Origin of the sequence: Haloferax sp. YSSS75 (genome assembly GCF_046764215.1) — an archaeon.
Taxonomy (GTDB): domain Archaea; phylum Halobacteriota; class Halobacteria; order Halobacteriales; family Haloferacaceae; genus Haloferax.
This window is the reverse complement of sequence record NZ_CP177207.1, coordinates 403,332-429,183: the sequence shown is the minus strand read 5'-3', so window position 1 is coordinate 429,183 and position 25,852 is coordinate 403,332. Positions and strand designations below refer to the sequence as shown.

Sequence of the window (25,852 nt, the reverse complement as noted above, 5' to 3'; positions counted from 1 at the left end):
GACTGAATTTCCGGTAATTACGAACCGATAGTAATCGATTCGACAAGTACCTCTGCGGGAGCGAATTCTCGAACCGGGGGCTCCCTTTAACTGGAGCGTGCTGGCGTCGACGACGGTTCAGTACGTCCGATACGCGACGGAACCGATATCGATGCGGACGAGGACGTTCTCGGACCACGCGTCGTCTTCGACGCCGTACTTCCGGTTGATTCGTGTGTTCGCCGCCTGAATCTCGTCGTCGTCTTCGACGATAGTCGCCGTCCCTCGAACCGTGACCATCCACTCCGGAATCCCGTCCGTGTCGTGTTCCATCGAGAGCGACACACGCGGGTTCTTTCGGATGTTGGCGAGTTTCTGACCAGTCGTCAGTATCTCGATGACACCGTCTTCGTACCGGTACCAGAGCGGCGCGGAGTGCGGTCTATCGTCGACGCTCGTCGCCAGATGGGCGACGACAGGGTCGCCCGTGAGGAGTTCCTCCACCTCCGATGGAATCTCACCCTCCACTCGTTGCAGTTCCATACTGAATTGACACGTCCTCTCGGGCCAAAAGCCTATACGACGACGTGTTTCGGTTCGTGACACTCACTTCGAAGACGAGAACACACGCTCGAATCAGGCGCTTCACTGCGGGACTTTCGGAGTCTCTCACCCCCGGCGTTCTGCCCGCTTCGCACCTCGTGAACCGGGGAGGCCGAGAGTGGCCTTCGACCCAGTCATGGCGCTAAACCCGAGGATGAGGGCGAACGCGACTGCCCCGATGGCCGTTTGGACCATCGACCCTCCCGTTCCCAGAACGATGCCGCTTGCCGGAACGCCGAATGGGACTCCTTCGACGACGACGCCAACGAGGATACCGACGACCAACCAACTGACCGAGACGACTGCGATACCGATTGCTGGAATCTGTCGTTGCCGGGCGGGCGTCTCGAAGTCGTCGCGCTGCGCTAAGATGTCTGTGTAGAGTAGCTCTGCCGCTTCGAACCGTGGATACAGGACGTACAGGAGTATCGGCCCGAGGATTGCTGCGGCGAGGAAGTTGTTGAGCGTGATGATGATGGCGAACACGGAAAACGGGAACAGTCCCAGCAGGTCGACACCCCACGAAATTATCGTCGCAGTCGTCGCGGCGGCCACGAACGAGATGACGCCGTATTCGACGAGTTGGGAAACCGAGCGCATCTTGGGTTTCTCACCGGACGAAAGCCGTCCGAGGTTCCCCCAGAGTTTGTACGCGACGAACGCGCTGAAGAAGTTCCCGACGAACCCGAAGGTGCTCCCGGCGGTGAGTGTCCCCCCGAACGCGTCGCTGAACAGGTTTCCAAAGCCCGCCCCCCACGCCGCTGCCGGGCCGAACAGCAGTCCAAGCACGACGGGGAGGACGTTCGCCGGGCGAATCTCGGTAAACCCGGGAACGATGGCGAATCCTTTGAACGGAATCAGCCCAGTCATGTAGACGGCCGTGATGACTGCCGTGAGTGCCACCATCCGCCCATCTCGCCACATCGTGAACACCTCTCTCATGTCGACTCTGAGGTCCTAGACGACTGCTAGCACGATATTTATGCGTGCTATTACGGGACCATTCTGCAGAATGTCCGAAACGGATGGAGTTCGAAGCTCACCCGTAGCCGACGGCGAGGGTTCTCGGTTGCGTTTCAGGCGACTGCGGGACGACGGTCCGAGGTCCGCTCGTCTCCAAACAGGTTCGTCGTGAGCTTTCGCTCCGCTGCGCGTAGATGCTGCATGTAGGTCGATTGGCAGACGCCCATCATCGCGGCGACGTCCTCTCCGCTATGTTCTCGTGGCCACTCGAAGTAGCCCGCGAGGTGCGCCGTTCGTAACGCCTCCAGTTGACGGTCGGTCAGGTCGGCTTGGAGTTCACCACGGAACCCTTCGGCGGTATCGATGGTGGGTTCTCGCTCCTGGCGGCCGACGAGTTCGCACGAGTCGAATCGACTACTGAGCGCTTCCACGACTGGCAGCACGTCGTTGCCGACGGGAGTGTCGATGATTATCTCCCCGTCACCGGTGTCGCTCTCGACGTGCAGTGCTTCGAGCGTCGCGCCGTGACACGCGAGCGTGTCTGCGAGCGTGTCGGAGGCGACGAAGCGCAGCAGACACGCACCGTCGGCCGCCGAGACGAGTGTCGGGTCGCTGAAGTTGGAGATGGACGCCGCCGCCGCCATCGCCGTCTCGGCGTCCACGTCGTCGACTTTGAGGAAGACGATACGTTGGCCGTTTCCGTCTGTCGTGGTCCGCGTGAGGTGGACGTCAGACTCCGTTGCCGCAGCGAGTTCGAACGGTGGTGCATCCGCGTCTTCGATGGCGAAGGTGAGTTCGGTGACTCTGTCGTCGACCAGTTCCCGACGTCGCTCTGCGGCGTTGATGGCACTTCCGATGGTGTCTCCGAGTTCGGTCCGAAGTTCGTGGTCGATAATCTCGAAGAGTTTCGATGACTCGGTGACGACGACGAGTGCACCGTAGTTCCGGTCTCTGTAGGAGAGCGGGACGACACCGACGGTATCGCCAGTAATGTCGTCGTTCGAGAGGGCCGTCACCTGCTCGGAGACCATCGTTCGGCCGTGGTCGACGGCCGCCGTGAGGGTTGAAATCGCCTCCTCTGTATCTTCCAGTATCGCGTCGATGGCCGTCTCGTCACCGGTCACGTAGCGCGTCCTGAGCCTGCCGCTCGCGGTTCTATCGACGACGGCGGTAGAGACGACCCACGGGTCGCTCACGAACCGTTCGGAGACTGTCTCTTCGAGCGTCTCCCGCTTCGTGGTCGTCACGACCCGCCGGTTCACGTCGCGGAGGAGTTCGTTCATCCGGTTGAGACGGCCGAGTCGTTCGTTTTGGTCTTCGATGCGGAGTTGACGCTCCTTGCGGTCGGTCACGTCGGTATCGACGGCGACGAAGTGTTCTATCTCGCCACCGTCGGTCACCGGCGCGATGGTCGTATCGACCCACCGGAACTCCCCGCTCGCGTTCTCGTTGATAATCTCACCGTCCCACACGTCGCCGTCGCAAATCGTCGCCCACATCTCCTCGTAAAACGACTGGTCGTGTTCGCCCGACTTCCAGAGACGCGGGTTCTCACCGACCACCTCGTCGGGTTCGTATCCCGTGACCGACTCGATTGCCGGGTTGGCGTACGTGATGGTCCCGTCGGGGTCGGTGACGAATATCCCGTGGCCAGCGTGTTCGACCGCTTTCTTGAAGATAGTGAGTTCCTCGTTCGTGTCCTGGAGTTCCCGCTTGATGCGGTGTTCTTCGTGGACGTACCGGTCGAGATAATGTATCGTGAGAATCGCGAGGCCACTCACGACGAGTCCGGGGAGTTCTTCGAGGCCGGTTCCTGTCGTCCCCGCCACCGTCAGCACCTGTCTGGCGGCCATGAACGCCAGCAACACGGTGAAGAAGCCGAACCGCCGGTCTCCACTGCGCTTCAGTAAGACGAGTGAGTACCCGACACCAGCGATTCTGAGGAGAATCGAGGCCAGGATGATGCCGTTCATCGGAGACACCCCCGGTGGAGTATGTCAGGTCGTCGTCTCCCCGATGGTTGCTTCATGGGTGGCGCTAGGAAACTCGCAGGTGTATATCCCCCTGTAGTCTTCAGAAGTTGGGAATCTGTGTTCTCAGGCCTTCTTCGACGGTTCCAAACTATATGGGTAGTCGAATAACCCCCCTTTCGTCCCGCTCGGCAGGGGGCAAACAGTATCGGTAGTACGCTCACCGGGGTGGGGTGTGTAGAGTTACGTGTATGATTCCACGAACGCAGTCCTCGGTCGGTGGACGGCCGGGCATGGGCGGGGGAGAACGATGAGCGTCGACGACGACGCCACTCCGGGCATCCCGTCGGTCGATATCGACCACCAGCAGTACGACGACATGGTCGATGCAGAGGCCGACGACCCAGAGGAGATACTGGCTGAAGTGGAGTTCGACACCGACCTCGGGGTGGCGATGGCCGAAGACGCAAAGCGCGTCTCCCGAGGCGAACTCTCCGGAGACGAATACTGGGACAAGTACGACGCGGCGGCAGAAGCCGAGTTCGGTGACGACTACCGAAACACGCCGAACCCGGCAATCGACCGCGACGAACAGACGGTCTCTTCGGAGAAAGCGGAGTCGCTCGGCTGTTCCGTCGGGTCGATGTGCGACGTGGCGTCCCAACTCGACGACGAGGCGGCCGACGCCGAGGATTCGTCGCGCTGGGGGATGGTCATCGACCTCCAGAAGTGTGTCGGGTGTGATTCGTGTACGGTCGCGTGTAAGGCCGAGAATCGCACCCCGCCAGGCGTCTCGTACAACGTCGTGATGGAGGAAGAACACGGTGAGTTCCCGGACGTCTCCCGAACGAACGTTCCACGACCCTGTATGCAGTGTGAGAACCCTCCCTGTGTGCAGGTCTGCCCGGTCAGTGCGACCTACAAGATGGAAAACGGCGTCGTCAACATCGACTACGACCGCTGTATCGGGTGTCGGTACTGTATGATCGGGTGCCCGTACGGCGCTCGCTACTTCGACTTCGGCGACAACTACGACGACGAAGTCGAGGGGTCTGGCGAAGTCACAAGCCCCGAGTACAAAGTCGACCGGGGTGACCGCGAACCCGGCAAGTCACCGATTGGCAACGTCAGAAAGTGCAGTTTCTGTACGCACCGACTCGAACGCGGCGAAGAACCCGCGTGCGTGGAAACGTGTGTCGGTGACGCCCGAAACATGGGCGACTTAGACGACCCGGACAGCGACGTCGCCGAGATGGCCGAGTCGAGTCGAGCGTTCCAACTGAAAGAGAGCGAGGGCACCGACCCGAACGTCTACTACCTCAAATAGAACCATGGCAACCAAACACAGTTCATTCGACTACGACCCCGGATTCATCGACGGCCGACTCCGCGTGGTCTGGTACGGCTTTCTCGCCGTGTTGCTCGCCGTCGGAGGCTACGCGATGTGGCTTCGTATCGACAGCGGCATGGCGAGTACGAACCTCACGAGCGTGACGCCCTGGGGCGCGTGGGTGGCGTTCTACATCTACTTCGTCGGCCTCTCCGCCGGGGCGTTCCTCGTGAGCACGCTCGCGAACGTCTTCGAGATGGACGGCATGCATCGCATCGACCGAGACGCCCTCTTTGCGGCCATCATCAGCATGGCCGTCGCACTCCTGTTCGTCTGGACCGACCTCGGTCGGATGGACCGGATGTACTTCCCGTTCTTCTGGCGGCAACTCACGTCCGCACTCTCGTGGGAAGTCCACGCCTACGTCGCGTACATCGCGGTGTTGGTCACGGAACTGTATCTCTCGATGCGTATCGACCTAGCACGCGTCGCCGAACAGGACGATGGCTGGCGTGGCCGCCTCTGCGGCCTCCTGACGCTCGGCCGTCGCAGCACCGACGAGGACGCCCACGCGACGGATAGAAAGTGGCTCAAACGCGTCGGGACGCTCGGCATCCCGCTTGCCATCTTCCTCGTCCACGGTGGGACCGGCGTGCTCTTCGCCGTCGCGAAGGCGCGGCCATACTGGAACAGCGGTCTGTTCCCCATCATCTTCGTCATCTCCGCAGTCGTCTCCGGGACGGCGCTGGTGGCGATGCTCTACGTCCTTCGGACGCGCCTGTTCGACGGTGAATCAGTCGACCCGGATATCCTCGACCGACTCGGGTCGCTGTTGGCGGCGTTCATCCTCACCGACGTCGCGTTGACGGCCATCGACGCGCTCATCGCGCTCGTCAGTCTCCACCCCCACGAAGTCGAGACGTGGCACATCGTCCTCTTCGGCGAGATGTCCTGGTCGTTCTGGTGGTTCATGGTCGGATTCGGATGGTTGTTCCCACTCGTCGTGTTGAGCAACCGCTCGTGGCGTCGCAGCCCGTGGCCGATTGTGGCCGCCGGATTGAGCGTCGTCGTCGGCATCGTCGCCGTCCGGTTCAACATCGTCGTCCCACCGCAGATTCTCCCCGTGATGGACGGCCTCCCGCACGGGTCGTACTTCCCGACGGTGACCGAATGGCTGACGAGTGCCGGTATGGTCGCCGTCGGCCTGCTGCTGTACACCCTCGGTGCAGAATTCCTCCCGCTTACCCCTCTGGAAGGTGACCACGAATGAGTTCGAACACGCAAGACACCTCCGATAGTACCGCCCCCGACGACGCAGACGACGGCCTCTCGGTCTCACGCCGAGACTTCGTGAAAGCAGTCGGGACCATCGGCGTCGTCGCCGGTGCCAGTAGCACGACTGTCGACCTCGACACGAACGACCTCTGGACCGACGACGAACAACACTACGTCGGCAACGACATCGGCGACTACGACGCCTCCGACGTCATCCACACGACCTGTGGACAGTGCAACACGTTCTGTCCCATCAAAGTCCGCATCGACGACGGTGGCGCGCCCGGAGAGTACAGTTCTCTCGTGCGCAAACTCGCGGGGAACCCGTACTCGTTCCTCAACACGCAACCGTTCGGTCAGGTCCCCTACGAGAGCGACCCGAACGAGGTTGCGACCGGTGACGTCGAAGGCAGTGGTGACGTCGAGGGTGACCGGTGGTCGCTCTCCGGCGGCCGGATGTGCCTGAAAGGACAGGCCGGCATCCAGACTGCCTACGACACCTACCGCGTCCGCAAACCGATGAAACGCGTCGGTCCGCGCGGAAGCGGCGAGTGGCAGACAATCTCGTGGGACCAGGCAATCGAAGAAATCGTCGAAGGAGACGACCAACTCGGCCACGCAGGCATCCGAGAGATGTGGGGCCACGCGCCCAAAGACGCGGTGATGGCCGACTGGAACGCAGTCGAGTCGGGCGAGATGACGAAAGACGCCTTCGACGAGAAGTGGGACGACGTGCTCATCGACACGGAACATCCTGACCTCGGCCCGAAGGCCAACCAAATCGTCGACGTGGGCGGATTCCGCCGGAACTTCATCCGCAAACGCATGTGGGCACAGGGCCTCGGGTCGGTCAACAGCGTCCACCACGCCGGGACCTGTGGCTTCTCCAGCGTCATGGGGAACGTCCGGTCGTACGGTGCGAAGAAGAAGCGCCAGTACGCAGACATCGAGAACTGTGAGTATCTGCTCGTCTGGGGGACGAACCCCATGGTGGCGAACAAGGGTCCGACGTGGTTGGCCCCGAAACTCACCAACGCAATCCAGGACGGGATGCGGATGGACGTGGTCGACCCCCGTCTCTCGAAGTCCGCAGAGAAAGCCGAGAAGTGGGTCCCAGTAGACCCCGGTTCCGACGCCGCGTTGGCACTCGGGATGGCGCGCTGGATTCTGGAACACGACAGACACGACACGCAGTATCTGTCGAACCCGGCCCGCCCCGCCGCCGCGAACGATGACGAACCGACGTGGAGTGACGCGACGCACCTCGTCCGCGTCGACGCCGAAGCGGGGCCGAAGGCACGCGCAGGTGCCCTCGGACTCGTCCCCGAAGGCGACGACGCGGCAGGCGACGCCGTCGTGCTCGACGCCCAGACTGGAGAGCCACGACCCGCCAGCGAAGTGGAGTCGGGCGTCCTCGACGTCGACGTCACTATCGACGGCGAGCGACTGCGCAGCGTCTGGAGTCTCTACCGCGAACGCGTCTTCGAACACTCGGTCGAAGAGTACGCCGACATGGCGGGCGTCGCGGTAGAGACCATCGAAGAGGTTGCCGACGAGTTCACGAGTCACGGCAAATCCGCCGCTATCATGGCGTACCGTGGCCCGGCGAAACACACCAACGGGTTCTACAACACCCGCGCGATTGCCACGCTCCAGCACCTCATCGGCAACTACGACTGGAAGGGCGGCCAGATTACGCCGTACGCTGGCTACAACTCCATGGGTGGCCGCTACCAACTCGGCGCGGTTCCAAACGGCCGCAAACCGTGGGGCATCCCGCTCGCTCGCGGTGGCGTCAACTACGAGGACACCTCGCTGTTCGAGCGTGACGGTGGCTACCCGGCAAAGCGTCCGTGGTTCCCCGTCTCGCCGCCGTATCAGGCGCAGGAACTCTACGGGTCTGCCAAAGACGAGTATCCGTACTCCGTCGAAGCGCTGTTCATCCGGCCGTACTCTAACAACCACGTGATGTCGGTCGGTGGCGGTGACAAGATACCCGAGATTCTCGCGGACGACGACATCATCCCGCTCGTCGTCGCCTCCGACACCGTCATCGGCGAGACGAGCAAGTACGCCGACTACATCCTCCCGGAACCGACCTATCTCGAACGCTGGGAGAACTTCGGCACGTACCCGAACAAACGCCTCGCAGACGAGAAGATTAGCCAACCGGCAGTCAGCGTCGTCCCCGACGCTCGTCCCTTCGAGGACGTGCTCATCGACATCTGGAAGCGCATGGACTTCCCCGGTGTGGGCGAGGAGTCGATTCCGGACGCCGACGGGAACCGCTGGCCACTCCACAAAGCAGAGGACTTCTACGTGAAGCTCGCGGCGAACATCGCGTACGACCGAGAGCCAGTCGCAGACGCCTCCGACGAAGAACTCGAGATATTCCGCGAGTCCCACGAGAAGGGACTCGGCGACCAGTTCGACATCGAGACGTGGAAGAACGCCGTCAAACCCGCGGAGTGGCGGAAAGTCGTCACCGTGCTCAACCGTGGCGGCCGATTCGAAGAACCCACCGAAAACTACGCCGACGACTACGCCGAACACGGGTACGATTACCCGCACGCAGAACGCGCTGGCGAGGCGTCGAACGCGTACGACGGCGACCACATGCGGTACAAACTCGGTGCGCAGGTCAACTTCTACAGCGAAGTCGTCCCGCGCGGAAAGCACTCTTTCACCGGCGAACGGTTCGACCCGCTGCCGAAACTCGAAGACGTCGAACACTACGACGGGAGCGTGCAGGTCGGTGTTCGGAGTTCACACGAGGGGGACAGACCGCTGCAACTCATCAACTGGAAGCCTCGGACGCAGGGGATGCACCGGACGACGAACTCCCCGTGGCTCCGTGAGACGCGCCCCGAGAACCCGCTGTGGATACACCCCGAGGACGCCGACGAACGAGGCATCGAAAACGGTGACGAGATTCGCATCGACGCCGGCCGCCGCACCGTCGACGGTGTCGCGATGGTCACGCAGGGTATCCGTCCCGGCGTAGTCGGTGCGATGTGGGGATGGGGCCGTGAGGCCAACGGTGCCGTCTCGGAGACAGTCGACGGCGAGACGAGACCCGTCGCCGGCGAGTACGGCCACACGCCGTACCAGTTCGACGAACCGATGACCGACGATGCTGGCCTCGCAAAAGGCCGCGATGCCGGGTTCGCCATCAACCACCTCCAACCCCTCGACAAGGTGATGGGCGACGTCGGGATGAGTGACCTCGTCGGCGGCAGTAACGCGCAGTACGACGCCTACGTCGAAGTCGAGCGAATCGATGGAGGTGGCCACTGATGGAACCACTCGACGACGACGTTACTCCGGCGGCGTTCGCTCGCTCTCGGGCGCAGGTCTACGACCTCTTTGCCGCCGTCTTCGACGGGGACATGGCGGTGCTGTCGGCCGCGATAGACGACAACGCGTTCGAGCGCCTCGAAGAGACACTCCCCGCGGACGTCGACTGTGACGCACTCGACCAGTCCTTCGACGCGGAGGCACTCTCGTTCGCCTACGACAACCTGTTCGTCGTCCCCGGCGAGCACTACGTCCCACCGTTCGCGTCGGCACACGCCACGGACCCGTCGAAACCGTTCGAATCTCCGTCGGCGTATCACGACGTCGGTACGGCGGGCGAGTTCCTCGGCCAACCCGCGGCAAACGTCTCTCACCTGTACGCACAGGTTGGCTTCGAACCGGAACGAGGCGATGCGATTCCCGACCACGTCGCGGCGATACTGGAGTTTCAGGCGGTGCTATGTCAGACCGAAGCGGACCAACGTGCGGCGGGTGACGACGTCGCTGACCTCCTCGAACTGCAGCGGTCGGGCTACTCGTCGCTGGCGTGGTTAGACGAGTTCGACGACGCAGTCGCCGAGCGAGACACTGCTGTCGGTGTGTTCGCGACGCTTACCAGACTCGTCCGGACCTTCGTCGCGTGGGACGCCACGAGAGCGGCCACTTCCGCGACGGAATCTGAGTCCACGATGGCGACGGACGACGCAGATAGCGACCCACTCGGCGCGACGACTCCCCGGCAACAGACCACCCAATCGCTCACCACCTCCACCGATGACGACAGATAACTCCACCATCGTCGACGCCCTTCGAGACGTTACCGACCCGGACCTCGACGAGGACATCGTCTCGTCGGGACTCGTCACAGACGTCAGTCTCGACGCCGAGACGGCGCGCGTCGAACTCGGATTGAACGCGCCCCACGCACCAACTGAGTCAGCTATCGCGGACGACGTTCGCGACACGATTCGGTCACTCGGCTTGACACCCGACCTGCGAGTCGCCGAAGCGACGCACAACGACGACGTGTTCCCCAACGTGACGAACGTCGTCGCCGTCGCGTCCGGCAAAGGTGGCGTCGGAAAGTCCACCGTCGCGACCAACCTCGCGGTCGGACTCGCTGACAGAGGGGCACGCGTCGGCATTCTCGACGCCGACGTGTACGGACCGAACGTCCCTCGGATGCTCGACGTGGACGAGGAACCGGTCGTCGACCACGACGGCGAGACTGACGAAATCATTCCGCCGGTGTCACACGGGGTGTCGGTCATGAGTGTGGGCCTCCTCGTCGGCGAAGACGAACCGGTCGCCTGGCGGGGGGCGATGGCCCACAACGTGCTGTCGAACCTCTTCGACGACGTCGCGTGGGGGCCACTCGACTACCTCGTAGTCGACCTTCCACCGGGAACCGGTGACGTACAGATGACCATCCTTCAGGGCCTTCCGGTCACCGGGGCCGTCGTCGTGACGACGCCACAGGGGGTCGCAACCGACGATACCCGCCGTGCGATGCGCATGTTCGCCGAGTACCAAACCTCGGTGCTCGGTGTCGTCGAGAACATGTCCGGGTTCGTCTGTCCCGACTGTGGCGGGTCCCACGACGTGTTCGGCGACGGCGGTGGTCGGGAACTCGCCGCCGGCGTCGACGTACCGTACCTCGGTGACATTCCGTTGGACCCGGCGGTTCGAGACGCAAGCGACGACGGCCGACCGGCCGTCTTGACCGACGAAGTCGCTGGCGAGGCGTTCCGTAACCTCACGGGACGCGTCGCAGATAGCGTCGGGCAACTCAACCGCTGGCGACGTGCCAACAGCGACGAGCGACGCTCTTCAGCCCGTTAGACACCCTCTGACGACGTCGACGAACTCTGTTCGTCGGCCCGCCGGACGCAAACCGGCACCGTCGCGAGTGGTGTGAGCGTAGCGAGACCACCCACAGTCACGTTGCGTCTCTGTGTGGGTGTGTCTTATCCCGTCGGACTTTCTCCTCTGTCGACGTCCGTGGGTTCGGTCTGTTCACCGGAACTGCTGTCGCCGGGTTCGACGTCGGGAAGCACCGCAGGCCCGACGCTGGGTTCGACGTGTGCGAACCGTGGCACGATTTGGGTTACGAACTCGACGACGACGACCATCAGCAGTGGGCCCATGAAGATGCCGTACCACCCGAAGAGGACCGGTCCGAGAAGGTACGCGAACATGACGAGGGCCATGTGGTACGACTTCCCCGACAGGTACGGGCGGATGTACGTCCGGACGACGTTGTCGAAGACGAGCACCATCGAGGCGAAAAAGAGAGCGGGAATCCAGAGTAACTGGACGTCGATGGTGGCCGCTTGGACTGCCATGATGCCGACGATGAACACGTAGACTATCGACCGACCGACGAGTGGGATGAGGGTGAAGACGCCAGTGACGACGGCGAGTAACATCGCGTACGGGATACGGACTCCAGCAGGTGCGAGGAGATTGAACAGCGAGTAGATGATGGCGGACAGGATGATGACGACGAAGATGGTGAGTGTGTATCCGAAGTACACCGACGTCAGACCCTGGTCGACGCTTCGGAGGTACGCGACGCTCAGTGATTCCGAACCGAAGACGTTGGCTTCGAACCACCGGGACAATCGCCCGTCTTCGACGAGCAAGAAGAACGCGAAGATGAGAGAGAGGAACGCGTTGAAGAGCGTCGTCGTGAACACACCCAGAATCCCGCCGAACTGGTTGACGAACGTCGCGTACGTCGGGTCTGAAACGAGGACGACGGCGAGTTCGATGGGGTCCGAGGGAAGCGTGGTGACTGGAACTTGAAGTCGATTGAGAACCTCTGTTGCGAGGTCAGACGAGAGGATTTGGAGTGCCTGGTTCAACGCGACACCAAGAAACAGGACGACGAATAGCAGTATCGGGACGAGGATGAACGCCAGCGTCATCGTGGCAGCAATCGTCCACGACGAGACGTATCGTTGCAGGCGGCGTGTAATGGGCCGACTGACGTAGTACGTGAACACCCCGAAGACGACCCATCCGACGTATCGATAGCCAATCCACACGAGGATACCGAGTAATACCAGCCCGAACGCACCCCACCACAGACGTGAGCGTGAGAGGGACCCATCCTCGACGTTCGCCCCGAGCCTCTCAGTTCCCATAGACGACGTAGGTGAGAAGACGGATTAACGATTATTCACGCTTCCTAACCGCTCTGGCCGTGGGTCCGACCGAACGCAGATTCAGAGGGGAGCATTCAGGTTCGAGACGCGAGCAACACCCGTGCTAACAGCGGAACGTCACGCACGTGCAACAGTTTCATCAGATACCGGACACTCCCGTCGTCTGCCTTGGCCAACTCGTCGGCGTCGATTCGGCGGAGGTCACGGACGAACGTGTCCAGTCGGTCGTTTGGCGCCTGATAGAGGACGCGACTGACGAGCAGTCGAATCCGCATCTCGGGTGCCACCTCGCTGTGCCACAGGTCGTCGTACCCCGAGAGGTTCGCCGCCGACGTGTCGACCTCGTTGGCGATGAAACAGTGGTCGGCCGTTATCGCCGCGGCACGCCCGGATTTCATACAGGCGTGGATGCCCTCGCCCCACACCGGGTCCACGGTGGGGGCCGTATCACCGATAGCCATGAAGTTGTCCGCGCTCAGTCGTTCCGGCATCTGGAGGTGAGCAGACCCTCGGTGGTGCCGGCCATCGATTCGCTCGGCAGCATCGAATCGAGGGTCCGTGTCGAGCCAGTACTGGAGGTACTCGTCGATACGCATCCCGTCTCTCGCGTACCGCCTGTGGGCGTCGTTCTGGAGATAACAGAGACCGACTTTCGCCGTCTCGTCGCCGGTGTGGAAAATCCACGAGTAGCCACCGGGTGCGATGTCGTGGTCGAGACGGAGCATCATCGCATCGGTGATATCGGCGTACCCGGGGTGGTCGAGGTGGACACCGTCCATCTCGTACTCGATGGCGACAGCCTGTTTGTCTCGTTCGAGGGTGGTCACGCCGAGTTGTTTCGAAAGGACCGCCGCCGGTCCCGTCGCATCGACGACGATATCGCCGTAGACCGTCTCACCACCGCTGAACTGGACGCCAACGAGTTCGCCGTCCTCGACGAGTGGCTTGTTGACCCGTGCACCGAAACGGTAGGTCGCGCCCTCTCGTTTACCATCCGCCACGAGGAACCGTTTGAACTCGCCGAAGTCGAGCACTGCACCCGGTTGGTACTGGGCGAAGTGGTCGTTCGGTGATTCGATGACGACGTCGTCGGTGAAGTTCATGACCACGTCGTCGGGAATGCCGAACGACGAGAGCATCGGTGGGAACGTCCCCCCGGTCGATTTGTTACTCTGGCGGGGGAACTCGTCTTCGGACTCTGCTTCGAGGACGACGACGTCGTACCCTCGCGTCGCGAGGTCGCGGGCACACTGTGCACCTGCCGGGCCTGCACCAGCGATGACGACGTCGAAGTGGTCGGATTTCGTCTGGGGCATCGGTCACGCTCGTATCTTGGTTTCTCCCGTCAGCGTTCGTGGGTATCTGTGCTCTCGTTGAAATATCGACGAGAAGGGAATTGAAAGTATCGACGGTGGGGCGGAACTGCGCCGGAGAATTCGTGGCTACACGTATACATAGGAAACTGCTGTTTCTTAGAAATTGAATTAGTGTTACGTCAATACTGCCGTAATATGTGACTGTTTGTCATCCCTGTAACTCCGGTGGTTGTCGCTTGCAGATACAAATTCTCACATCCGAGCGAGATACGACGAGAGCCACTCCGGTGTCACCTCGTCGAACGACATCGTCGACCCGTCGTGTTCAGACGCGAACGACTCCGCTTCGTCTGCATCGGAAAACGGGTGGAGGTCTTTCCCCATCCCTCCGTTGACGTCGCTGTCGACGACGTAGGTCATCTCGGTGGCATCACCGAACGTGTCCGCACCGGTGTGCGTCGAGATGAACGTCTTCCCCGACTCTTCGCGGAGTTCGTAGTCGACGCTGGAGTAGTCAGTCACGTAGATAACGACGGCTTCCCAACCCTCCCGCTGTCTGTCGAAGTGGTACGGGAACAGCCCCATACTCAGGGTGTGGAACCACGCTGGGTTGTCGTGGCCGTCGGGTGCGTGGTCACGGTAGAATATCTGGCCGTTCGGGCCGAAGTGTTCTCCGATTATCATCCCCCCGTTGTCGTCTTGCTTGCCGCCCGAGAGGTCGATTGGGTCGGGTATCGGTTCGTCGTTCGACCCGCCGCCGCCGAGGCACCCAGCGACCCCGGCGACGGCACCGACGCCGACGGCTTTGAGCAGATTCCGACGGGTGCGATGTGTCTCGGTAGTCGACTCGGTGGTCGTCGGTCGGTCGGTTCGTGGTCGGTTGGTCGTCGGTCCGTCGGTCTGTGATTCGTGTGTCGGGTTGGATGCAGTGTGTCTGGTCATCGTCGTCGTCAGAGACTCCGTCGGCGAATCAACCGCGTGGCGATTCCGACAGGAACGACGACCCACACCAGCGCACTGGCGAGGAGGACTGCCGTCGAGAGGTCGGTATCGGCGACGACTGCTGCCATCCCGCTTCCGGTGGAGTCGATACCGGAGAGGACGAAGACGCGGAAGATGTCGATTGGATTCGCGAGCACGAGGCCCGTGAGTGCGATACTCGGGAGGTCGAACGCAGCGACGAGGCCCAGTGCTGCGAGGTCGTGACCGAAGACTAACCAGACCCACACGAGGAGTGCGATTCCGAGCGCGTGGGTCTTCTCTGCGGCCACGGTGGAGACGAGGACGCTGATAGCGAGGAACGCGAGTCCCAGTGCGACGGCGCCGAACAGAACGTCCGCGTACAGGCCCCAGGGGACGACGTCGACACGGAGATAGAGTGCTACTCCTCCGAGACCGAAGCCGATAGCGGTCGCGCCAGCGAGCGACGCCGCACGGCCGAGGAACGCCCCGACGACGACTTTTCCCCGAGAGACCGGGAGCGCGAACACCATGTCGAGCCATCCGGTCTCTTCCGCACCCACGATGGTGTCGTATCCGTAGACCAACGCCGCGAGCGGGACGAGATACGTCGCCAGCGACGCGAGACTCACGATGACGGCATCGACCCGGACCGGTCCGGGTGACGACCCGCCGAACCCGACGACGAGCAGCGAGAGGAGACCGAACAGGGCCGTCAGCGCGAGCGTCCACCGACTCCGGAGTGAGAGTCGGTACTCTAACTGCGCAATCGTGAGGACCTGTCTGTCGAACGGGAACGCCGCCCGACTCGATGTCTCTGACGCGCCGTCGAACGCCGCCATCACACCACCGTCGGTTTCGCTCGGTGTCGGTGTCTGGTCGTCGCTCATGCGCGTTCACCTCCCGTCGCCGACTCTCCAGACTCGGCAACTGCTCGCAGTTGCGTCGTGTTTTCTGCCTGTTCGACGTTCGAGAGTATCTGCTCGAAGACGCGTTCCAGACCGGGTTCACGAACGTCGTACCCGTCGATGGGGATGGCCTCGGTGAGTTCGGTCAGGAAGGCCGGAACGTCGTCGGGGTGGCAGTCGACGAAGACGACGTCTCCGTCGTGGTCAGTCGCGTGAATCGATCCGCTGTTGGCAGTTGCGATAGCCTGAACGCTGTCGAGAGACGAGGCGTCGCCGAGGCGGAGGCGCACACGAACGTCGTCGGTCACCTCTCGCCGCAACTCGTCGATGTCACCGACGGCACGGAGTCGCCCGTCGTGGAGGATGGCTACCCGTTCGCAGAGCGATTCGATTTCCGAGAGGACGTGCGAGGAGATGACCACCGTGAGGTCAGACTGGGCGTCGAGACGCTCGATGACGCGGTGGAAGTCGGCGACTCCTCGGGGGTCGAGTCCTGCCGTCGGTTCGTCTAACAACAGGATACGAGGGCGAGAGAGCAACGCGGCGGCCAACCCGAGTCGCCGGGTCATCCCGTTCGAATAGCCCCCGACCCGTCTGTCTGCCGCGTCCGAGAGTCCGACCACCGAGAGGACGGCGTCGATTCGCCCCGCTGCGTCAGATACGTCGTGCATTCGGGCGTGGAACTCCAGTACTTCTCGCCCGGTGAGCGACGAGGGGAATCCGGCGTGCTCGGGCAGATAGCCGACGATGCTCCGAAGTGACGGCCCGGCGGTGGACACGTCGGTGCCGGCTACCGACACCGTCCCGTCGTCCGGTCGGATGTGACCGACGAGGAGTTTGAACAGCGTCGACTTGCCCGCCCCGTTCGTTCCGAGGAGGCCGAACGTCGACCCCGATTCGACGGCGAGGGAGAGTCCGTCGAGTGCCGTTATCTCGCTGTACTTCTTCGTCACGCCGGTGACCTCAATCGCGTTCATAGTATCGTTTCCATTCGTCGTGGGGTGAGTTGGTCAGTGGGTGGTGGTCGACGATGCCGGGAACGTCGATGACGGGGAACGAACTCTCGGCCAGTCTGAGGGCGTCGAACGCTGGACTCGACGCGAAGACGGCCGCCTGTGGGTGTTCGTACGTCAGTCGTTCGACGAGGCCCGCGGGTCTGTGCCGGATATCGTTGACGCCGTCGTTGTCGACGTCGGAGTCTCGCACGTCGGACCAGTAGTTCCCACGCGCACTCCCGTTCCACTCCATGAGTTCGCCGACGAGGGCGCGAACCTGTTCGTCGTTGTTGATGAAACTGTTCTCGGAGACGTTCTCGCTGATGCTTCCTGCGGTGAAGTAGACGCCGACCCGGTTTTCGAGGAAGAGGTTCCCGCGTATCGAATTGTTGACCGAGTTGAACACGAACATCCCGTTTTTGTTACCGACGACTTCGTTCCCTTCGACCACCGAGTGGTCGATTCGCTTCAGGAAGATGCCGTGGCCACTCGTCCCGGTGTTGTTCACCGCGACGTTTCCGACGACGTCGATTCGCTCCGAGAGCATCACGGCGTACCCCGCGTCGTTGTCGAACGCGACGTTGTCCACGAGGGTACAGTCGTCGGAGTACATGTAGTGGACGCCGTACCGAAGGTCCCACAGCGTGTTGTTCCGTGCAGTCACGCCGGACGCCCACGAGTAGTAGACACCGTCTCGTGCGTCCGTGATTCGGTTGTCGACGATAGTCGCGTCGTCGGACTTCCAGACCTGAATGCCGTTCCCACGGTACGACCGGGGTTCGATTTCGTCACGTCCGACGATGGTGTTGTTCTCGATGTGGACGCCGGTGACGCCGTTGAGCCAGATACCGAACGTCGCGTCGGTGACGCGACTGTCCCGTATCGTCACGTCCGTCCCGTTGACCCAGATGCCGGCGTCGTTTTCTGCCGTGTCGTAGCCACCGTTGTACACCCACACGCGTTGGAGCGTGACGTCGTCTCCGTGGATGGTGAGGACGTCTCCAGTCCCGTTGCCGTCGATTCGAGCGGTGTGGCCCGGTGTCCCGACCAGCGTGATGTTCGAGGTGTTGACGACGACGCGTTCGTCGAACTCACCGCTGAGCCGAATCCGGTCGCCCGGCTCAGCAGCGTCGACGGCCGCCTGTAGCGACGTGTACGTCTGGCTTCCGATAGTCGCCGTGCCTTCGTCTGTCGGGTCGTCGAACGAATACTCGTCTGGGACCGACGTCTGGAAGGCGACGGGACTCTCTGCTTGCGTGTGCGCCGGCGTCGTCGCGATACCGACGCCAGCCGCGACGAGGACGAGACTGGCGACGACGGCGAACAATCGACCCACCGGGACGTTCATTTACGTAATCACCCTTGTTTTGATTTCACGTTCGTTCCGTCGTCTGTGTCGGAACTGCCACCAAGCGAGGGCTTCCGAAGCGACCCGATACGACGCCGAACCGATTCCGCGACGGTTCTGAACGTGGCGTCGGTGTCGCGGAAGTAGAACGCGACGACGAGCAGGCCGATGGCGACGATGGACATGTACGCACCGGCCCCTAGGCTGGAGAAGCTCGTGATGTTCGCGACTTCGTACTTCCCGACCAGTGGCGGTGTGAACGGGTCGACACCGATGACCGGTGCTTCCGGGTCGAGGTTGTGTCCGGTCTGGTAGAGGCGGTACTGGATGTCGACGACCATGACCGTGAACACGGTAATCGTCCCGACGAGTTGGTACAGCAGTCCGCGCTTCAGCTTCCTGACATTCGGTGCGATTGCGACGAACGCACCGCCAGCCGCGACGGCGACGAACGCGAGTGGTCCCAGTGACCACTCGGGCACCTCGACGGCGGCCGGGTGGACCTCGAAGTTCGGCTGCCAGTAGACCGGGTCCGGGTAGTAGAACCCGATGTACTGGTTGAGGCGAGCCATCTCGACGTAGTCACCACTGATGCGCGGATACGCGTAGAGGTCGAGATGCAGCACTTCGTTCGGATACTGCACTGCGTGGACGTTGATAGACCACATCGGGAACAGCAGCGCAGCGACGAATAAAAGCGCGGCTAGCACCGGCAACCCCCGGCGCAACTGGGCGAATTCCGCTAGACTCGGTGGTCGATAGTTCATGAGTTAGCTTCTCGGCTCGACTATCATCCGCGAGCGCATCTCCAGGTGGAGCGCGCTGCAGAAGTACGTACAGTATATCCAGTAGACACCCGGTTTGTCGGCCGTGAACGTGGCCTGACGGGTGTCCTTTGGCGCGAGCGCGAGGTGGACGTTGTGTTCGGGGATGGCGAGTCCGTGAACGATGTCTTGACTGCCTTCGATGTTGGTCGCGGTGAGTTTGACCGTGTCGCCTTCCTTGACTCTGAAGTCGCGGAGGCCGTACTCACTCCGCTTGACGGAGGTGTACACCTCGACAGTCTCGTCGTCGATACGCTCGACGCGCGAGTTGCTCTCGGTGACGTACTCTTTTTCGCCTTCGTAGTCGGCGGGGTCCCACACCTTCGCGGGCGAAATCTTGTCTTTCGACGCGAAGATGGCGTCGTGAGGCTCTGGGTACACCGGGTGGTCGGAGACGAGCTCCATCCCGCCCTGCTCGTCGTCTTTGTCGTTGCCGATGTAGATGAGCTGGTCGTTGTCCGGGTAAATCGGGCCGACAGGGAGGAACCTGTCTTTCGAGAGCTTGTTCAAGACGACGAGCCAGTCACCGGTCGGTTCGGTCGACATGGCCTGAATCGCCTGAATGTGGCCGGGGTTGTAGTGGACGTCGATTTTACCGAGGATGGCTTCTTCGGACTCCTTCGGGGAGTTGACTGCCGTCTCGATGTCCCACTTGACCACCTGCGAGTCGATGAACAGCGACGTGTACGCGTGTCCACGGCCGTCGTAGGTGGTGTGGAGTGGGCCGAGGCCGACCTTGGGCTGGCCGACGATGACCTTCGCAGGGTCGGGTTCCGTGCTGAGTTTTTCGATGTCGATGATGGACACCGTCGGCGAGAGTTTCCCGGCGACCATTCCGTACTTGCCGTCTGGGGTGACCTCGACACAGTGAGGCGACTTCGGCGTCGGGATGTACCGAACGAGTGGTTCGTCGCCCTGGTTGAGCGAACTGTTCTTGGTTCCGTCGACGATTGGAACCCCGTTGACTTCGCGGTAGTTGCCAGCGTCGACCGCTTCCTGAATCGCCGGGATGTTGAACGCCTTGACGAAGTCACGGTCGTTCTTCGTCATCTCTTCGATTTCGACGCCCTCTTCGTCGTTGTATGCGGACGAGAGTGCCCACTTGCCGTCTTTGTCCGTGTCGAGGATGTCGAGGTTACCGTCGACTTCGACCTGCCAGAGGACCTCCATCGACTCGGGGTCGAGTGCAGAGAGCAGCGAGACGTACTTGTCCGGGTCGTCGAGGTCGCGCCCGTCGTTCGGAAGCGGCGTCCGGAACTCGCTGTTGGCCAAGACGTACTCGGTGTCTGGGCTCTGGATACAGCACCCGTGGACGGACTGGACGTTCGGGATGTTGGTGATAGCGTCAGTCTCGAAGTACTTCAGGTTGATACGTGCGACACGCCCGTGTGACTTGTCGTTGACGTACAGATACCGACCGTCGTACTTCCCGTCTGTCTCAGAGAGACTCGGGTGGTGGGAGTCGCCCCAGTTGTAGTCGCCTGCCTCTTCCAGCATCTGGGAGGACTCGTCGTCGAATCCGTGCCCCTTCGCTTGTTCGGGGTTGAAGACTGGAATCCGAGTGAGTTCGCGCATCGACGGAAGGCCGTAGATGCGGACGTCGCCGGAGTGACCGCCCGACCAGAACCCGTAGTACTCGTCGTGTTCTCCCGGGGGGACGAAGTGGTCCGGGACGTCGCCGGACGTTTGGTTGGCCCCGCTCCCGTTGTTGGCCCCGCCGTTGTTCATGATTCCGGCACAACCGGCGACCGAACCCATGGCACCGACTGCGGCCCCCGCTTTCATGAAGTCACGGCGACTCAGGCCGAGCGTGGGGAGTTCGAGAGAGACGTTCTCCTCGCCCCCAGCCGTCTCGTTGGTGTCTGCCAGAACCTTGTTGAGTTGTTCTTCGTACTCGGTCTGTGAGTCGTCTGTCGATACGCCAGTCTCGTCGTTCGTGTTGGATGAGTCGTTAGTCATTTACACAACCTCGATAGTCCCGACCATGCCGTTGAGCTCGTGAGGAACGCAGTAGTACTCGTACGTACCCTTGGTTTCGAAGGTGTGTTCGTACGTACCGCCTGCTTCGACGTTCCCCTCGTCAGGATATCCGTCAATTGCCGCCTGCTCGGAGTCGAACCCTCCGCTCGCGAAGTACGCAGCGCCGTCTGGAATCTTGTCTTCGTATGCCGTGACCGTGTGGCCAATCGACCCGACGTTTTCCCAGGTAACCGTCGTCCCAACCGGAACTTCGATGGCCTCCGGTGCGAACTTGAGTTCGTCGTTCATGTCGACGACGTCTGTCTGTGACCCGCCACTCCCGCCGCTGCCGGATTCGTCGTTGGTGGCTTCGGTTGCCCCCCCGCCGCCCTCTGAACCACCGTTACTCGGTGCTCCAGAAGAACATCCTGCTAGTGCGATACTTGTCGCCGCGACGCCCGCAGCACCGAGGCGCTGCAGCACATTACGTCTGGTTCGCTTCCGAGACATCTTACAATAGTCCAGTTCTCTAGTATTCCGGTTATACTAGGGATGTGATTCCTAACACTGGGGACGGGGACGAACATGTTCGTTCGTGCCGTCTTGACCGTCCCACGTTCGGTTACGATGGCCGTGGTTGGGTTGCGCAGCGAACGATTCCGAATATATTCGGGGAAGAGCATAGTTTGGTTGCCGAGAGCTATTCCATAGGAGACGTAACGCCGTCTGCAGCACGGGGCCGGGTTCGCGGCCATCACCCATTCGCTGTATCCGAACCCCGAGTGATTTCGTGACCACATTCGAGTGTCACTGCCGTCTCGCACCAGTCCGATTCTCTCGTTGCCGAGGTTCGTCCGAACATCATCGCCAAAAGAGTCAGCTAGAATGACGACGTACTGGAGGTCATGAGCCGTGTCGACACAGACAGCGAGACGAAGACGCTCGACGTCAGGGAGTTCGAGGGTGAACCGTTCGGTCGAATCATGACTGCAGTCGACGAACTCCGGTCCGACGAGGCCCTCGTGCTCGTCAATAGTTTCGAACCCGTCCCGCTGTTCGACGTCCTCGAGTCTCGGGGATACGACTGTGAGACGGAGCGTGTCGCAGACGACGAGTGGCACATCACGATTACACCGCACTGAGTCTCTGAACTGGGCGACGAACCTCGTTTGCCATCAGGGTGGTGCGTCTGTTCTCTCGGCAGGTACTTTCGGACCTGTAGCGACTCGGCTAGGTTTCGGGTCACGGGGACGCGGCTATCCAGCACGACGGGCACCGATTTCGACCAGCAGGCGGGTCAGCAAGTAGCCATAGCCGAATGTCCCGATGAGAACGACACCGTCTCCGACAGTGGCCACGACTGAGCCTCCTGTGAACTGGCCGACGACAGAGACGACGACGCCCGCGACGAGCACGGCGATTGTCAGTCGTGCAGTTCGTTCGTTCGAACCGCGGAAACGGCCCGCTGTGGGCGGGAAGAACATGAGTGCGAACCCGACGACGACGAGGCCAAGGAACCCGAGGAGATTGAGTTGGAGGTGCGCTTGCACAGCGGCGGCCGAGAACGGGGGCAGTCCGGCCAGCGGGCCGAGTGCCACGGTGAGGCCGATAGTGACGCCCGCGACGCCGCTGAGTACACCGGCCAGGACGCTCTCCGACCCGATTCGCCGCCGGTCCGACTGGAGGAAGACGACGAGATACAGCGCGGCAAAGCCGACGAACGCCACTGCTTCGGCGACTGCACCTGCGACGAAGACGGGGCCACTACTCAGACCGACGGCGACGAGTCCGGGTCCGACTGCACCAGCAGGAAGGACGACTGCCGTGAGCGCCCTCGGTGCCGGCACGCCGTGAAAGCGCGGCGCGAGTCGAACGCCGAGGGTGAAGACCAGGAGGACGACGAACCCGGCGGCCAACAGATGTGTGATGCGGGGGAAATAGCCGTCCGTGAGTCCCGGGAGCGTCGTCGAACGGGCGAGGAGTTCGTAGGACCCGACCACGAGGTAGAAGAACGCGACGGGGACGAATCGATTCGCGTATCGGTCGACCCACTCGTAGGCCTGTCTGTGCGACGCCGTTCCCGTCTCACCGCGCCGTAACTCGTCTCGAATCGACCAGAGCAGGGCGGTAACGAACGCGGCGACACCGCCACTCCAGAGGAGTGCGCCCAACATTCCCAGTGACGGTGGGCCGACGGCGAACGCCGACAGCACTAACAGCACCGTCCCCGACACGGCCAACACGAGGTGGACGAGCGGGATTCGGTCCGTCGAGAGAACCGTCCCGAAGTACGACGGAATCAGTAGGTAGGCCATGCCGAAGACGACGTGAAAGACGAATCCGAACAGCGCGAGGATGACTTCGGCACGACGGGGAATCCCGACCAGTGCGCCGAGTCGCCAGCAGACGAGAAACGCGACGCTCAGAACGACGAACCAGCGTGACCATCTGCTGCGACCTGTCCCCGTCATCGGGTGTCGTCCGAGAGAGACGTTCTCGGGTCGGGAACTTGTACCTTGAGGCTGTGACTCGCCTCGTCGACACGATTCGGAACGAACTGTGGTATCTCGCCGGTCATCCGTCTGGCCGAACTAGCGGGACGAGCGTGAAACAGTTCTACCCGAACAGATTCGGGGTAACCCTCACCCAGTGGCCTCGTCTCTCTCCGGGCGAATGCCACGAATCGACTTCGACGCGAAACGAACGTACGACCCCGACCGATTCTCCGCCGAGGGAGCGTTTCTGACAGACCGGACGAAAGTCATCTGTGGGTTCTTCGAACCTGGCCAGTTCATCCCGGTCCACGCGCCGTCCAGTGACCTCGTCGTCAGCGTTCGCTCCGGGCGCGGAATCGTCAGAGAAGGCGACACCGACCATCGTGTCACTGCCGGTGACGTCGTCTCCGTGATGGCGGAGACCAAACGCGGGATACGGGCAGACGACGATTCGAGGCTCGAAGCGCTACTGGTCGTGACACCGCCGCCGACTGATGCAGAACACGACCCGGTTCGGCGCGGACTCTCGAACGACGAGTTCGAACCCGAACTCGACGCCGACTGAGTCGAACGGTACCCGACGAGTGGTTCGGGGACGTTTGCGTGCGCCGATTACTCGCTATCCTCGGAATCCGGCCTGACCTCCGTCCACAACTCGGAGAGTTGCTCCGACGCGGACCGACGCCGTGACACGATGGACAACTCGAGTTTCCCCGCACCGGCTTCGACGACCACTTCGTCGAACCCAACCGTGTACATGGTCTGTTTTCCTCGCTTTTCGTGTTTGACGAGCAGACCGGCGTCCACCATCTCTTCGAGTTTCTGGTAGACTGTCGACCTGGGAAGGTCACACGCAGTCGCGATGTCGGCGGCAGTCATCGGCCGGTCGAGAGTTTGGAGCATTGCCCGACACTGTTCGCTCCTCAGTGCGCCGAACACGGTCTGAAAGTCTGGCCCGAGTGCCTCTGTGAGTGGATTTGAAGACATGGTTGGATTTCCCCCGTCAGGTCATGGCCGTGTCTCCGTCTTTGCCATGGCTCTCCGTAGGACCCAGAGACATATGAAGGAACTTGAAACATCTCTGACCAGAGTTCTCTGCTCGGGATTCAGTCACCGGCTTCGAGACCGAATGTGTCGAGAAACAGAGACGAGCGGTACAGTCAGACCGGCCGTGGGTTATGGCTTGCGTGCCGTGAGGACCCAGTCGTTGGGTGTCTGTCGTTCGACGCCGAACCCGTCGATGTCTGCCGGTCGCCGGTCGGAAAGCCCTCCGAGGAACTCCCTGACCGGCGTCGGGTCGCGGTCGCTGACGAGTGTGAACGTCGCGCCGCTCTCCAGTGAGGTAAAGCGTTCTGCGACCTTTTCACGTCGCTTCTCCGGTGCGTCGCCACGGATGTCGACGGCGTCGTCGGGCACGTCGATGTCCCACGCGGTGTCTGCCGCCTCGACGACGGCATCGGCCAGATGCATCATCTCCGATGGGACGCCGCCGGGTGCTGGCGTCTCTTGGAACTCCGGCGAGAAGGGGAGGTGTGCTAAGACGGGTGCGTCGAGTCTCTCCTCGGCCGAACTCCCCGGGAACAGGTCGTGGGTGTCGCCACAGGACGGACAGGTGTACGCACCCATATTGACGACGGCACCGAGAACCGGCACGTCGTTGTCGCGGAAGAGTTCGATACTCCGTGCCGTGTCGTCGAGACTGGAGTGGAACGGTGTCGTCACGACGACGACGCCATCGACGGACACCTCCTGGAGCGTCGTCAGCACCACGTCGCCCGTGCCCGGCGGCAGGTCCAAGACCAGCGTGTCGTCCGCCCGCCACGCAGTCGTCTCGAACAGTTCGGTGAGGGCGTCGTGGGCCATCGCACCCCGCCACGCGAGCGGTGCACCCGACTCCATCAACCCGACACTCATCACGTCTAGCGTCGCGTCGCCGCCGCGTGCTTCTACTGGGAGCGGATTGCCCTCGTCGTCCGAGTGTATCGGGCCGGAAATATCGAGGAGTGACGGGACGTTCGGACCGTGGATGTCGGCATCGAACAGGCCTGTCGGTCGTTCGGCGGCGAGTGCGCAAGCGAGGCCAGTCGAAACCGTCGACTTTCCGACGCCCCCTTTCGCGCTCGCGACGGCGATGACGCGGTCGAATCCCGCGACGCCACCGACCCGTCCATCCGACGACGGGGCGACCGGTTCGACGTGAGCGCTCTCGACGTCGGGGACGTCACGGACCGCTTGCAGCATCGCCTGCATGATTCCACTCGCGTTCTGGTCGCCGAATTCGGTGACTGCTGCCCCGACGGTGACGCGCTGCCCGTCGACGTCGATAGATTCGACGAGTCCCGCCTCGAAGACGTTGACCCCGGCATCGGGGTCTCTCACTGCCCGGAGTGCGGATTCGACGCGCTCCTGCAGGGGTGGTTCGTCGTCGCGTTCGGAGTCGGGTGTTGGATGGTCGGTCAT

The 25,852-nt window shown here is 62.2% G+C and carries 22 protein-coding genes; 7 read left to right on the top strand and 15 right to left on the bottom strand.

Annotated elements, in window-relative coordinates:
• Positions 1-117 precede the first annotated feature (117 nt).
• The 3 genes from ACK3R5_RS17830 to ACK3R5_RS17820 all read right to left on the bottom strand — a co-directional run bounded on the left by ACK3R5_RS17830 (position 118) and on the right by ACK3R5_RS17820 (position 3,518).
• A complete protein-coding gene (locus ACK3R5_RS17830; protein WP_411966007.1) occupies positions 118-522 on the bottom strand; it encodes a pyridoxamine 5'-phosphate oxidase family protein in 405 nt (134 codons plus the stop codon).
• A gap of 126 nt (positions 523-648) precedes the next feature.
• On the bottom strand, positions 649-1,524 hold the full coding sequence (locus ACK3R5_RS17825; protein ID WP_411968804.1) for a QueT transporter family protein: 876 nt from the start codon (positions 1,522-1,524) through the stop codon (positions 649-651).
• Between the two features lie 134 nt (positions 1,525-1,658).
• The gene (locus tag ACK3R5_RS17820) at positions 1,659-3,518 is read right to left on the bottom strand and encodes a bacterio-opsin activator domain-containing protein (protein ID WP_411968803.1); all 1,860 of its coding nucleotides are present in this window, start codon (positions 3,516-3,518) and stop codon (positions 1,659-1,661) included.
• 307 nt (positions 3,519-3,825) lie between these two features.
• On the opposite strand from ACK3R5_RS17820, the gene ACK3R5_RS17815 reads away from it, so the two are divergent.
• The 5 genes from ACK3R5_RS17815 to ACK3R5_RS17795 are packed head-to-tail and all read left to right on the top strand — an operon-like array spanning position 3,826 to position 11,259.
• The gene (locus ACK3R5_RS17815) at positions 3,826-4,842 is read left to right on the top strand and encodes a 4Fe-4S dicluster domain-containing protein (protein WP_411968802.1); all 1,017 of its coding nucleotides are present in this window, start codon (positions 3,826-3,828) and stop codon (positions 4,840-4,842) included.
• Positions 4,843-4,846: 4 nt separating this feature from the next.
• Positions 4,847-6,115 carry an NrfD/PsrC family molybdoenzyme membrane anchor subunit gene (nrfD, locus tag ACK3R5_RS17810; protein ID WP_411968801.1) on the top strand — a complete coding sequence of 423 codons (1,269 nt, stop codon included), beginning with the start codon at positions 4,847-4,849 and terminating at the stop codon, positions 6,113-6,115.
• The gene (locus ACK3R5_RS17805) at positions 6,112-9,417 is read left to right on the top strand and encodes a molybdopterin-dependent oxidoreductase (RefSeq protein ID WP_411968800.1); all 3,306 of its coding nucleotides are present in this window, start codon (positions 6,112-6,114) and stop codon (positions 9,415-9,417) included. Before nrfD ends, ACK3R5_RS17805 begins: the two co-directional genes overlap by 4 nt.
• Positions 9,417-10,205, top strand: coding sequence for a molecular chaperone (locus ACK3R5_RS17800; RefSeq protein ID WP_411968799.1), 789 nt, complete (start codon positions 9,417-9,419; stop codon positions 10,203-10,205). The genes ACK3R5_RS17805 and ACK3R5_RS17800 overlap by 1 nt, the downstream gene beginning before the upstream one ends.
• Complete coding sequence (locus ACK3R5_RS17795) at positions 10,192-11,259, top strand: Mrp/NBP35 family ATP-binding protein (RefSeq protein ID WP_411968798.1); 1,068 nt, start codon at positions 10,192-10,194, stop codon at positions 11,257-11,259. Before ACK3R5_RS17800 ends, ACK3R5_RS17795 begins: the two co-directional genes overlap by 14 nt.
• Positions 11,260-11,384: 125 nt before the next feature.
• Here the strand turns inward: ACK3R5_RS17795 and ACK3R5_RS17790 are convergent, their stop codons facing one another.
• The 9 genes from ACK3R5_RS17790 to ACK3R5_RS17750 form a co-directional block, all read right to left on the bottom strand.
• Entirely contained in the window at positions 11,385-12,566 is a 1,182-nt protein-coding gene (locus ACK3R5_RS17790; protein WP_411968797.1) for an AI-2E family transporter, read from the bottom strand.
• A 95-nt stretch (positions 12,567-12,661) separates the two neighbouring features.
• Positions 12,662-13,903: a digeranylgeranylglycerophospholipid reductase gene (locus ACK3R5_RS17785; protein WP_411968796.1), complete on the bottom strand. Its 1,242-nt coding sequence runs from the start codon at positions 13,901-13,903 to the stop codon at positions 12,662-12,664.
• A gap of 252 nt (positions 13,904-14,155) precedes the next feature.
• Positions 14,156-14,845 (bottom strand): nitrous oxide reductase accessory protein NosL, encoded by a 690-nt coding sequence (locus ACK3R5_RS17780; protein WP_411968795.1) that lies wholly within the window; start codon positions 14,843-14,845, stop codon positions 14,156-14,158.
• Between the two features lie 8 nt (positions 14,846-14,853).
• Positions 14,854-15,753, bottom strand: a complete 900-nt coding sequence (locus ACK3R5_RS17775) for an ABC transporter permease (RefSeq protein ID WP_411966020.1) — start codon at positions 15,751-15,753, stop codon at positions 14,854-14,856.
• Positions 15,750-16,748 carry an ABC transporter ATP-binding protein gene (locus tag ACK3R5_RS17770; RefSeq protein ID WP_411968794.1) on the bottom strand — a complete coding sequence of 333 codons (999 nt, stop codon included), beginning with the start codon at positions 16,746-16,748 and terminating at the stop codon, positions 15,750-15,752. Before ACK3R5_RS17770 ends, ACK3R5_RS17775 begins: the two co-directional genes overlap by 4 nt.
• Entirely contained in the window at positions 16,735-18,114 is a 1,380-nt protein-coding gene (gene nosD, locus ACK3R5_RS17765) for a nitrous oxide reductase family maturation protein NosD (RefSeq protein ID WP_411966022.1), read from the bottom strand. The genes ACK3R5_RS17770 and nosD overlap by 14 nt, the downstream gene beginning before the upstream one ends.
• Before the next feature lie 8 nt (positions 18,115-18,122).
• Positions 18,123-18,881 (bottom strand): hypothetical protein, encoded by a 759-nt coding sequence (locus ACK3R5_RS17760; RefSeq protein ID WP_411968793.1) that lies wholly within the window; start codon positions 18,879-18,881, stop codon positions 18,123-18,125.
• A 3-nt stretch (positions 18,882-18,884) separates the two neighbouring features.
• The gene (gene nosZ, locus ACK3R5_RS17755; protein WP_411966024.1) at positions 18,885-20,897 is read right to left on the bottom strand and encodes a TAT-dependent nitrous-oxide reductase; all 2,013 of its coding nucleotides are present in this window, start codon (positions 20,895-20,897) and stop codon (positions 18,885-18,887) included.
• The gene (locus ACK3R5_RS17750) at positions 20,898-21,407 is read right to left on the bottom strand and encodes a plastocyanin/azurin family copper-binding protein (protein WP_411966025.1); all 510 of its coding nucleotides are present in this window, start codon (positions 21,405-21,407) and stop codon (positions 20,898-20,900) included. It lies immediately after the preceding gene.
• A gap of 395 nt (positions 21,408-21,802) precedes the next feature.
• Between ACK3R5_RS17750 and ACK3R5_RS17745 the strand changes: the two genes are divergently transcribed.
• A complete protein-coding gene (locus tag ACK3R5_RS17745) occupies positions 21,803-22,039 on the top strand; it encodes a DUF2249 domain-containing protein (protein ID WP_411966026.1) in 237 nt (78 codons plus the stop codon).
• Between the two features lie 114 nt (positions 22,040-22,153).
• Here ACK3R5_RS17745 and ACK3R5_RS17740 read toward each other — a convergent pair whose 3' ends face one another.
• On the bottom strand, positions 22,154-23,368 hold the full coding sequence (locus tag ACK3R5_RS17740; RefSeq protein ID WP_411968792.1) for a hypothetical protein: 1,215 nt from the start codon (positions 23,366-23,368) through the stop codon (positions 22,154-22,156).
• 202 nt (positions 23,369-23,570) lie between these two features.
• Between ACK3R5_RS17740 and ACK3R5_RS17735 the strand changes: the two genes are divergently transcribed.
• Entirely contained in the window at positions 23,571-23,957 is a 387-nt protein-coding gene (locus ACK3R5_RS17735; protein WP_411968791.1) for a cupin domain-containing protein, read from the top strand.
• Between the two features lie 47 nt (positions 23,958-24,004).
• Here the strand turns inward: ACK3R5_RS17735 and ACK3R5_RS17730 are convergent, their stop codons facing one another.
• Positions 24,005-24,295, bottom strand: coding sequence for a helix-turn-helix domain-containing protein (locus ACK3R5_RS17730; RefSeq protein WP_411966030.1), 291 nt, complete (start codon positions 24,293-24,295; stop codon positions 24,005-24,007).
• Positions 24,296-24,568: 273 nt separating this feature from the next.
• Positions 24,569-25,852 (bottom strand): P-loop NTPase, encoded by a 1,284-nt coding sequence (locus ACK3R5_RS17725; protein WP_411968790.1) that lies wholly within the window; start codon positions 25,850-25,852, stop codon positions 24,569-24,571.

Coding starts and splice junctions, on each gene's coding strand:
- ACK3R5_RS17725 (WP_411968790.1), bottom strand. CDS start 25,852: ATGACCGACCATCCAACACCCGACTCCGAACGCGACGACGAACCACCC.
- ACK3R5_RS17790 (WP_411968797.1), bottom strand. CDS start 12,566: ATGGGAACTGAGAGGCTCGGGGCGAACGTCGAGGATGGGTCCCTCTCA.
- ACK3R5_RS17825 (WP_411968804.1), bottom strand. CDS start 1,524: ATGAGAGAGGTGTTCACGATGTGGCGAGATGGGCGGATGGTGGCACTC.
- ACK3R5_RS17795 (WP_411968798.1), top strand. CDS start 10,192: ATGACGACAGATAACTCCACCATCGTCGACGCCCTTCGAGACGTTACC.
- nosD (WP_411966022.1), bottom strand. CDS start 18,114: ATGAACGTCCCGGTGGGTCGATTGTTCGCCGTCGTCGCCAGTCTCGTC.
- ACK3R5_RS17735 (WP_411968791.1), top strand. CDS start 23,571: ATGCCACGAATCGACTTCGACGCGAAACGAACGTACGACCCCGACCGA.
- ACK3R5_RS17780 (WP_411968795.1), bottom strand. CDS start 14,845: ATGACCAGACACACTGCATCCAACCCGACACACGAATCACAGACCGAC.
- ACK3R5_RS17730 (WP_411966030.1), bottom strand. CDS start 24,295: ATGCTCCAAACTCTCGACCGGCCGATGACTGCCGCCGACATCGCGACT.
- ACK3R5_RS17785 (WP_411968796.1), bottom strand. CDS start 13,903: ATGCCCCAGACGAAATCCGACCACTTCGACGTCGTCATCGCTGGTGCA.
- ACK3R5_RS17740 (WP_411968792.1), bottom strand. CDS start 23,368: ATGACGGGGACAGGTCGCAGCAGATGGTCACGCTGGTTCGTCGTTCTG.
- ACK3R5_RS17775 (WP_411966020.1), bottom strand. CDS start 15,753: ATGAGCGACGACCAGACACCGACACCGAGCGAAACCGACGGTGGTGTG.
- ACK3R5_RS17750 (WP_411966025.1), bottom strand. CDS start 21,407: ATGTCTCGGAAGCGAACCAGACGTAATGTGCTGCAGCGCCTCGGTGCT.
- ACK3R5_RS17815 (WP_411968802.1), top strand. CDS start 3,826: ATGAGCGTCGACGACGACGCCACTCCGGGCATCCCGTCGGTCGATATC.
- ACK3R5_RS17770 (WP_411968794.1), bottom strand. CDS start 16,748: ATGAACGCGATTGAGGTCACCGGCGTGACGAAGAAGTACAGCGAGATA.
- ACK3R5_RS17830 (WP_411966007.1), bottom strand. CDS start 522: ATGGAACTGCAACGAGTGGAGGGTGAGATTCCATCGGAGGTGGAGGAA.
- ACK3R5_RS17820 (WP_411968803.1), bottom strand. CDS start 3,518: ATGAACGGCATCATCCTGGCCTCGATTCTCCTCAGAATCGCTGGTGTC.
- ACK3R5_RS17745 (WP_411966026.1), top strand. CDS start 21,803: ATGAGCCGTGTCGACACAGACAGCGAGACGAAGACGCTCGACGTCAGG.
- ACK3R5_RS17800 (WP_411968799.1), top strand. CDS start 9,417: ATGGAACCACTCGACGACGACGTTACTCCGGCGGCGTTCGCTCGCTCT.
- ACK3R5_RS17805 (WP_411968800.1), top strand. CDS start 6,112: ATGAGTTCGAACACGCAAGACACCTCCGATAGTACCGCCCCCGACGAC.
- nosZ (WP_411966024.1), bottom strand. CDS start 20,897: ATGACTAACGACTCATCCAACACGAACGACGAGACTGGCGTATCGACA.
- nrfD (WP_411968801.1), top strand. CDS start 4,847: ATGGCAACCAAACACAGTTCATTCGACTACGACCCCGGATTCATCGAC.
- ACK3R5_RS17760 (WP_411968793.1), bottom strand. CDS start 18,881: ATGAACTATCGACCACCGAGTCTAGCGGAATTCGCCCAGTTGCGCCGG.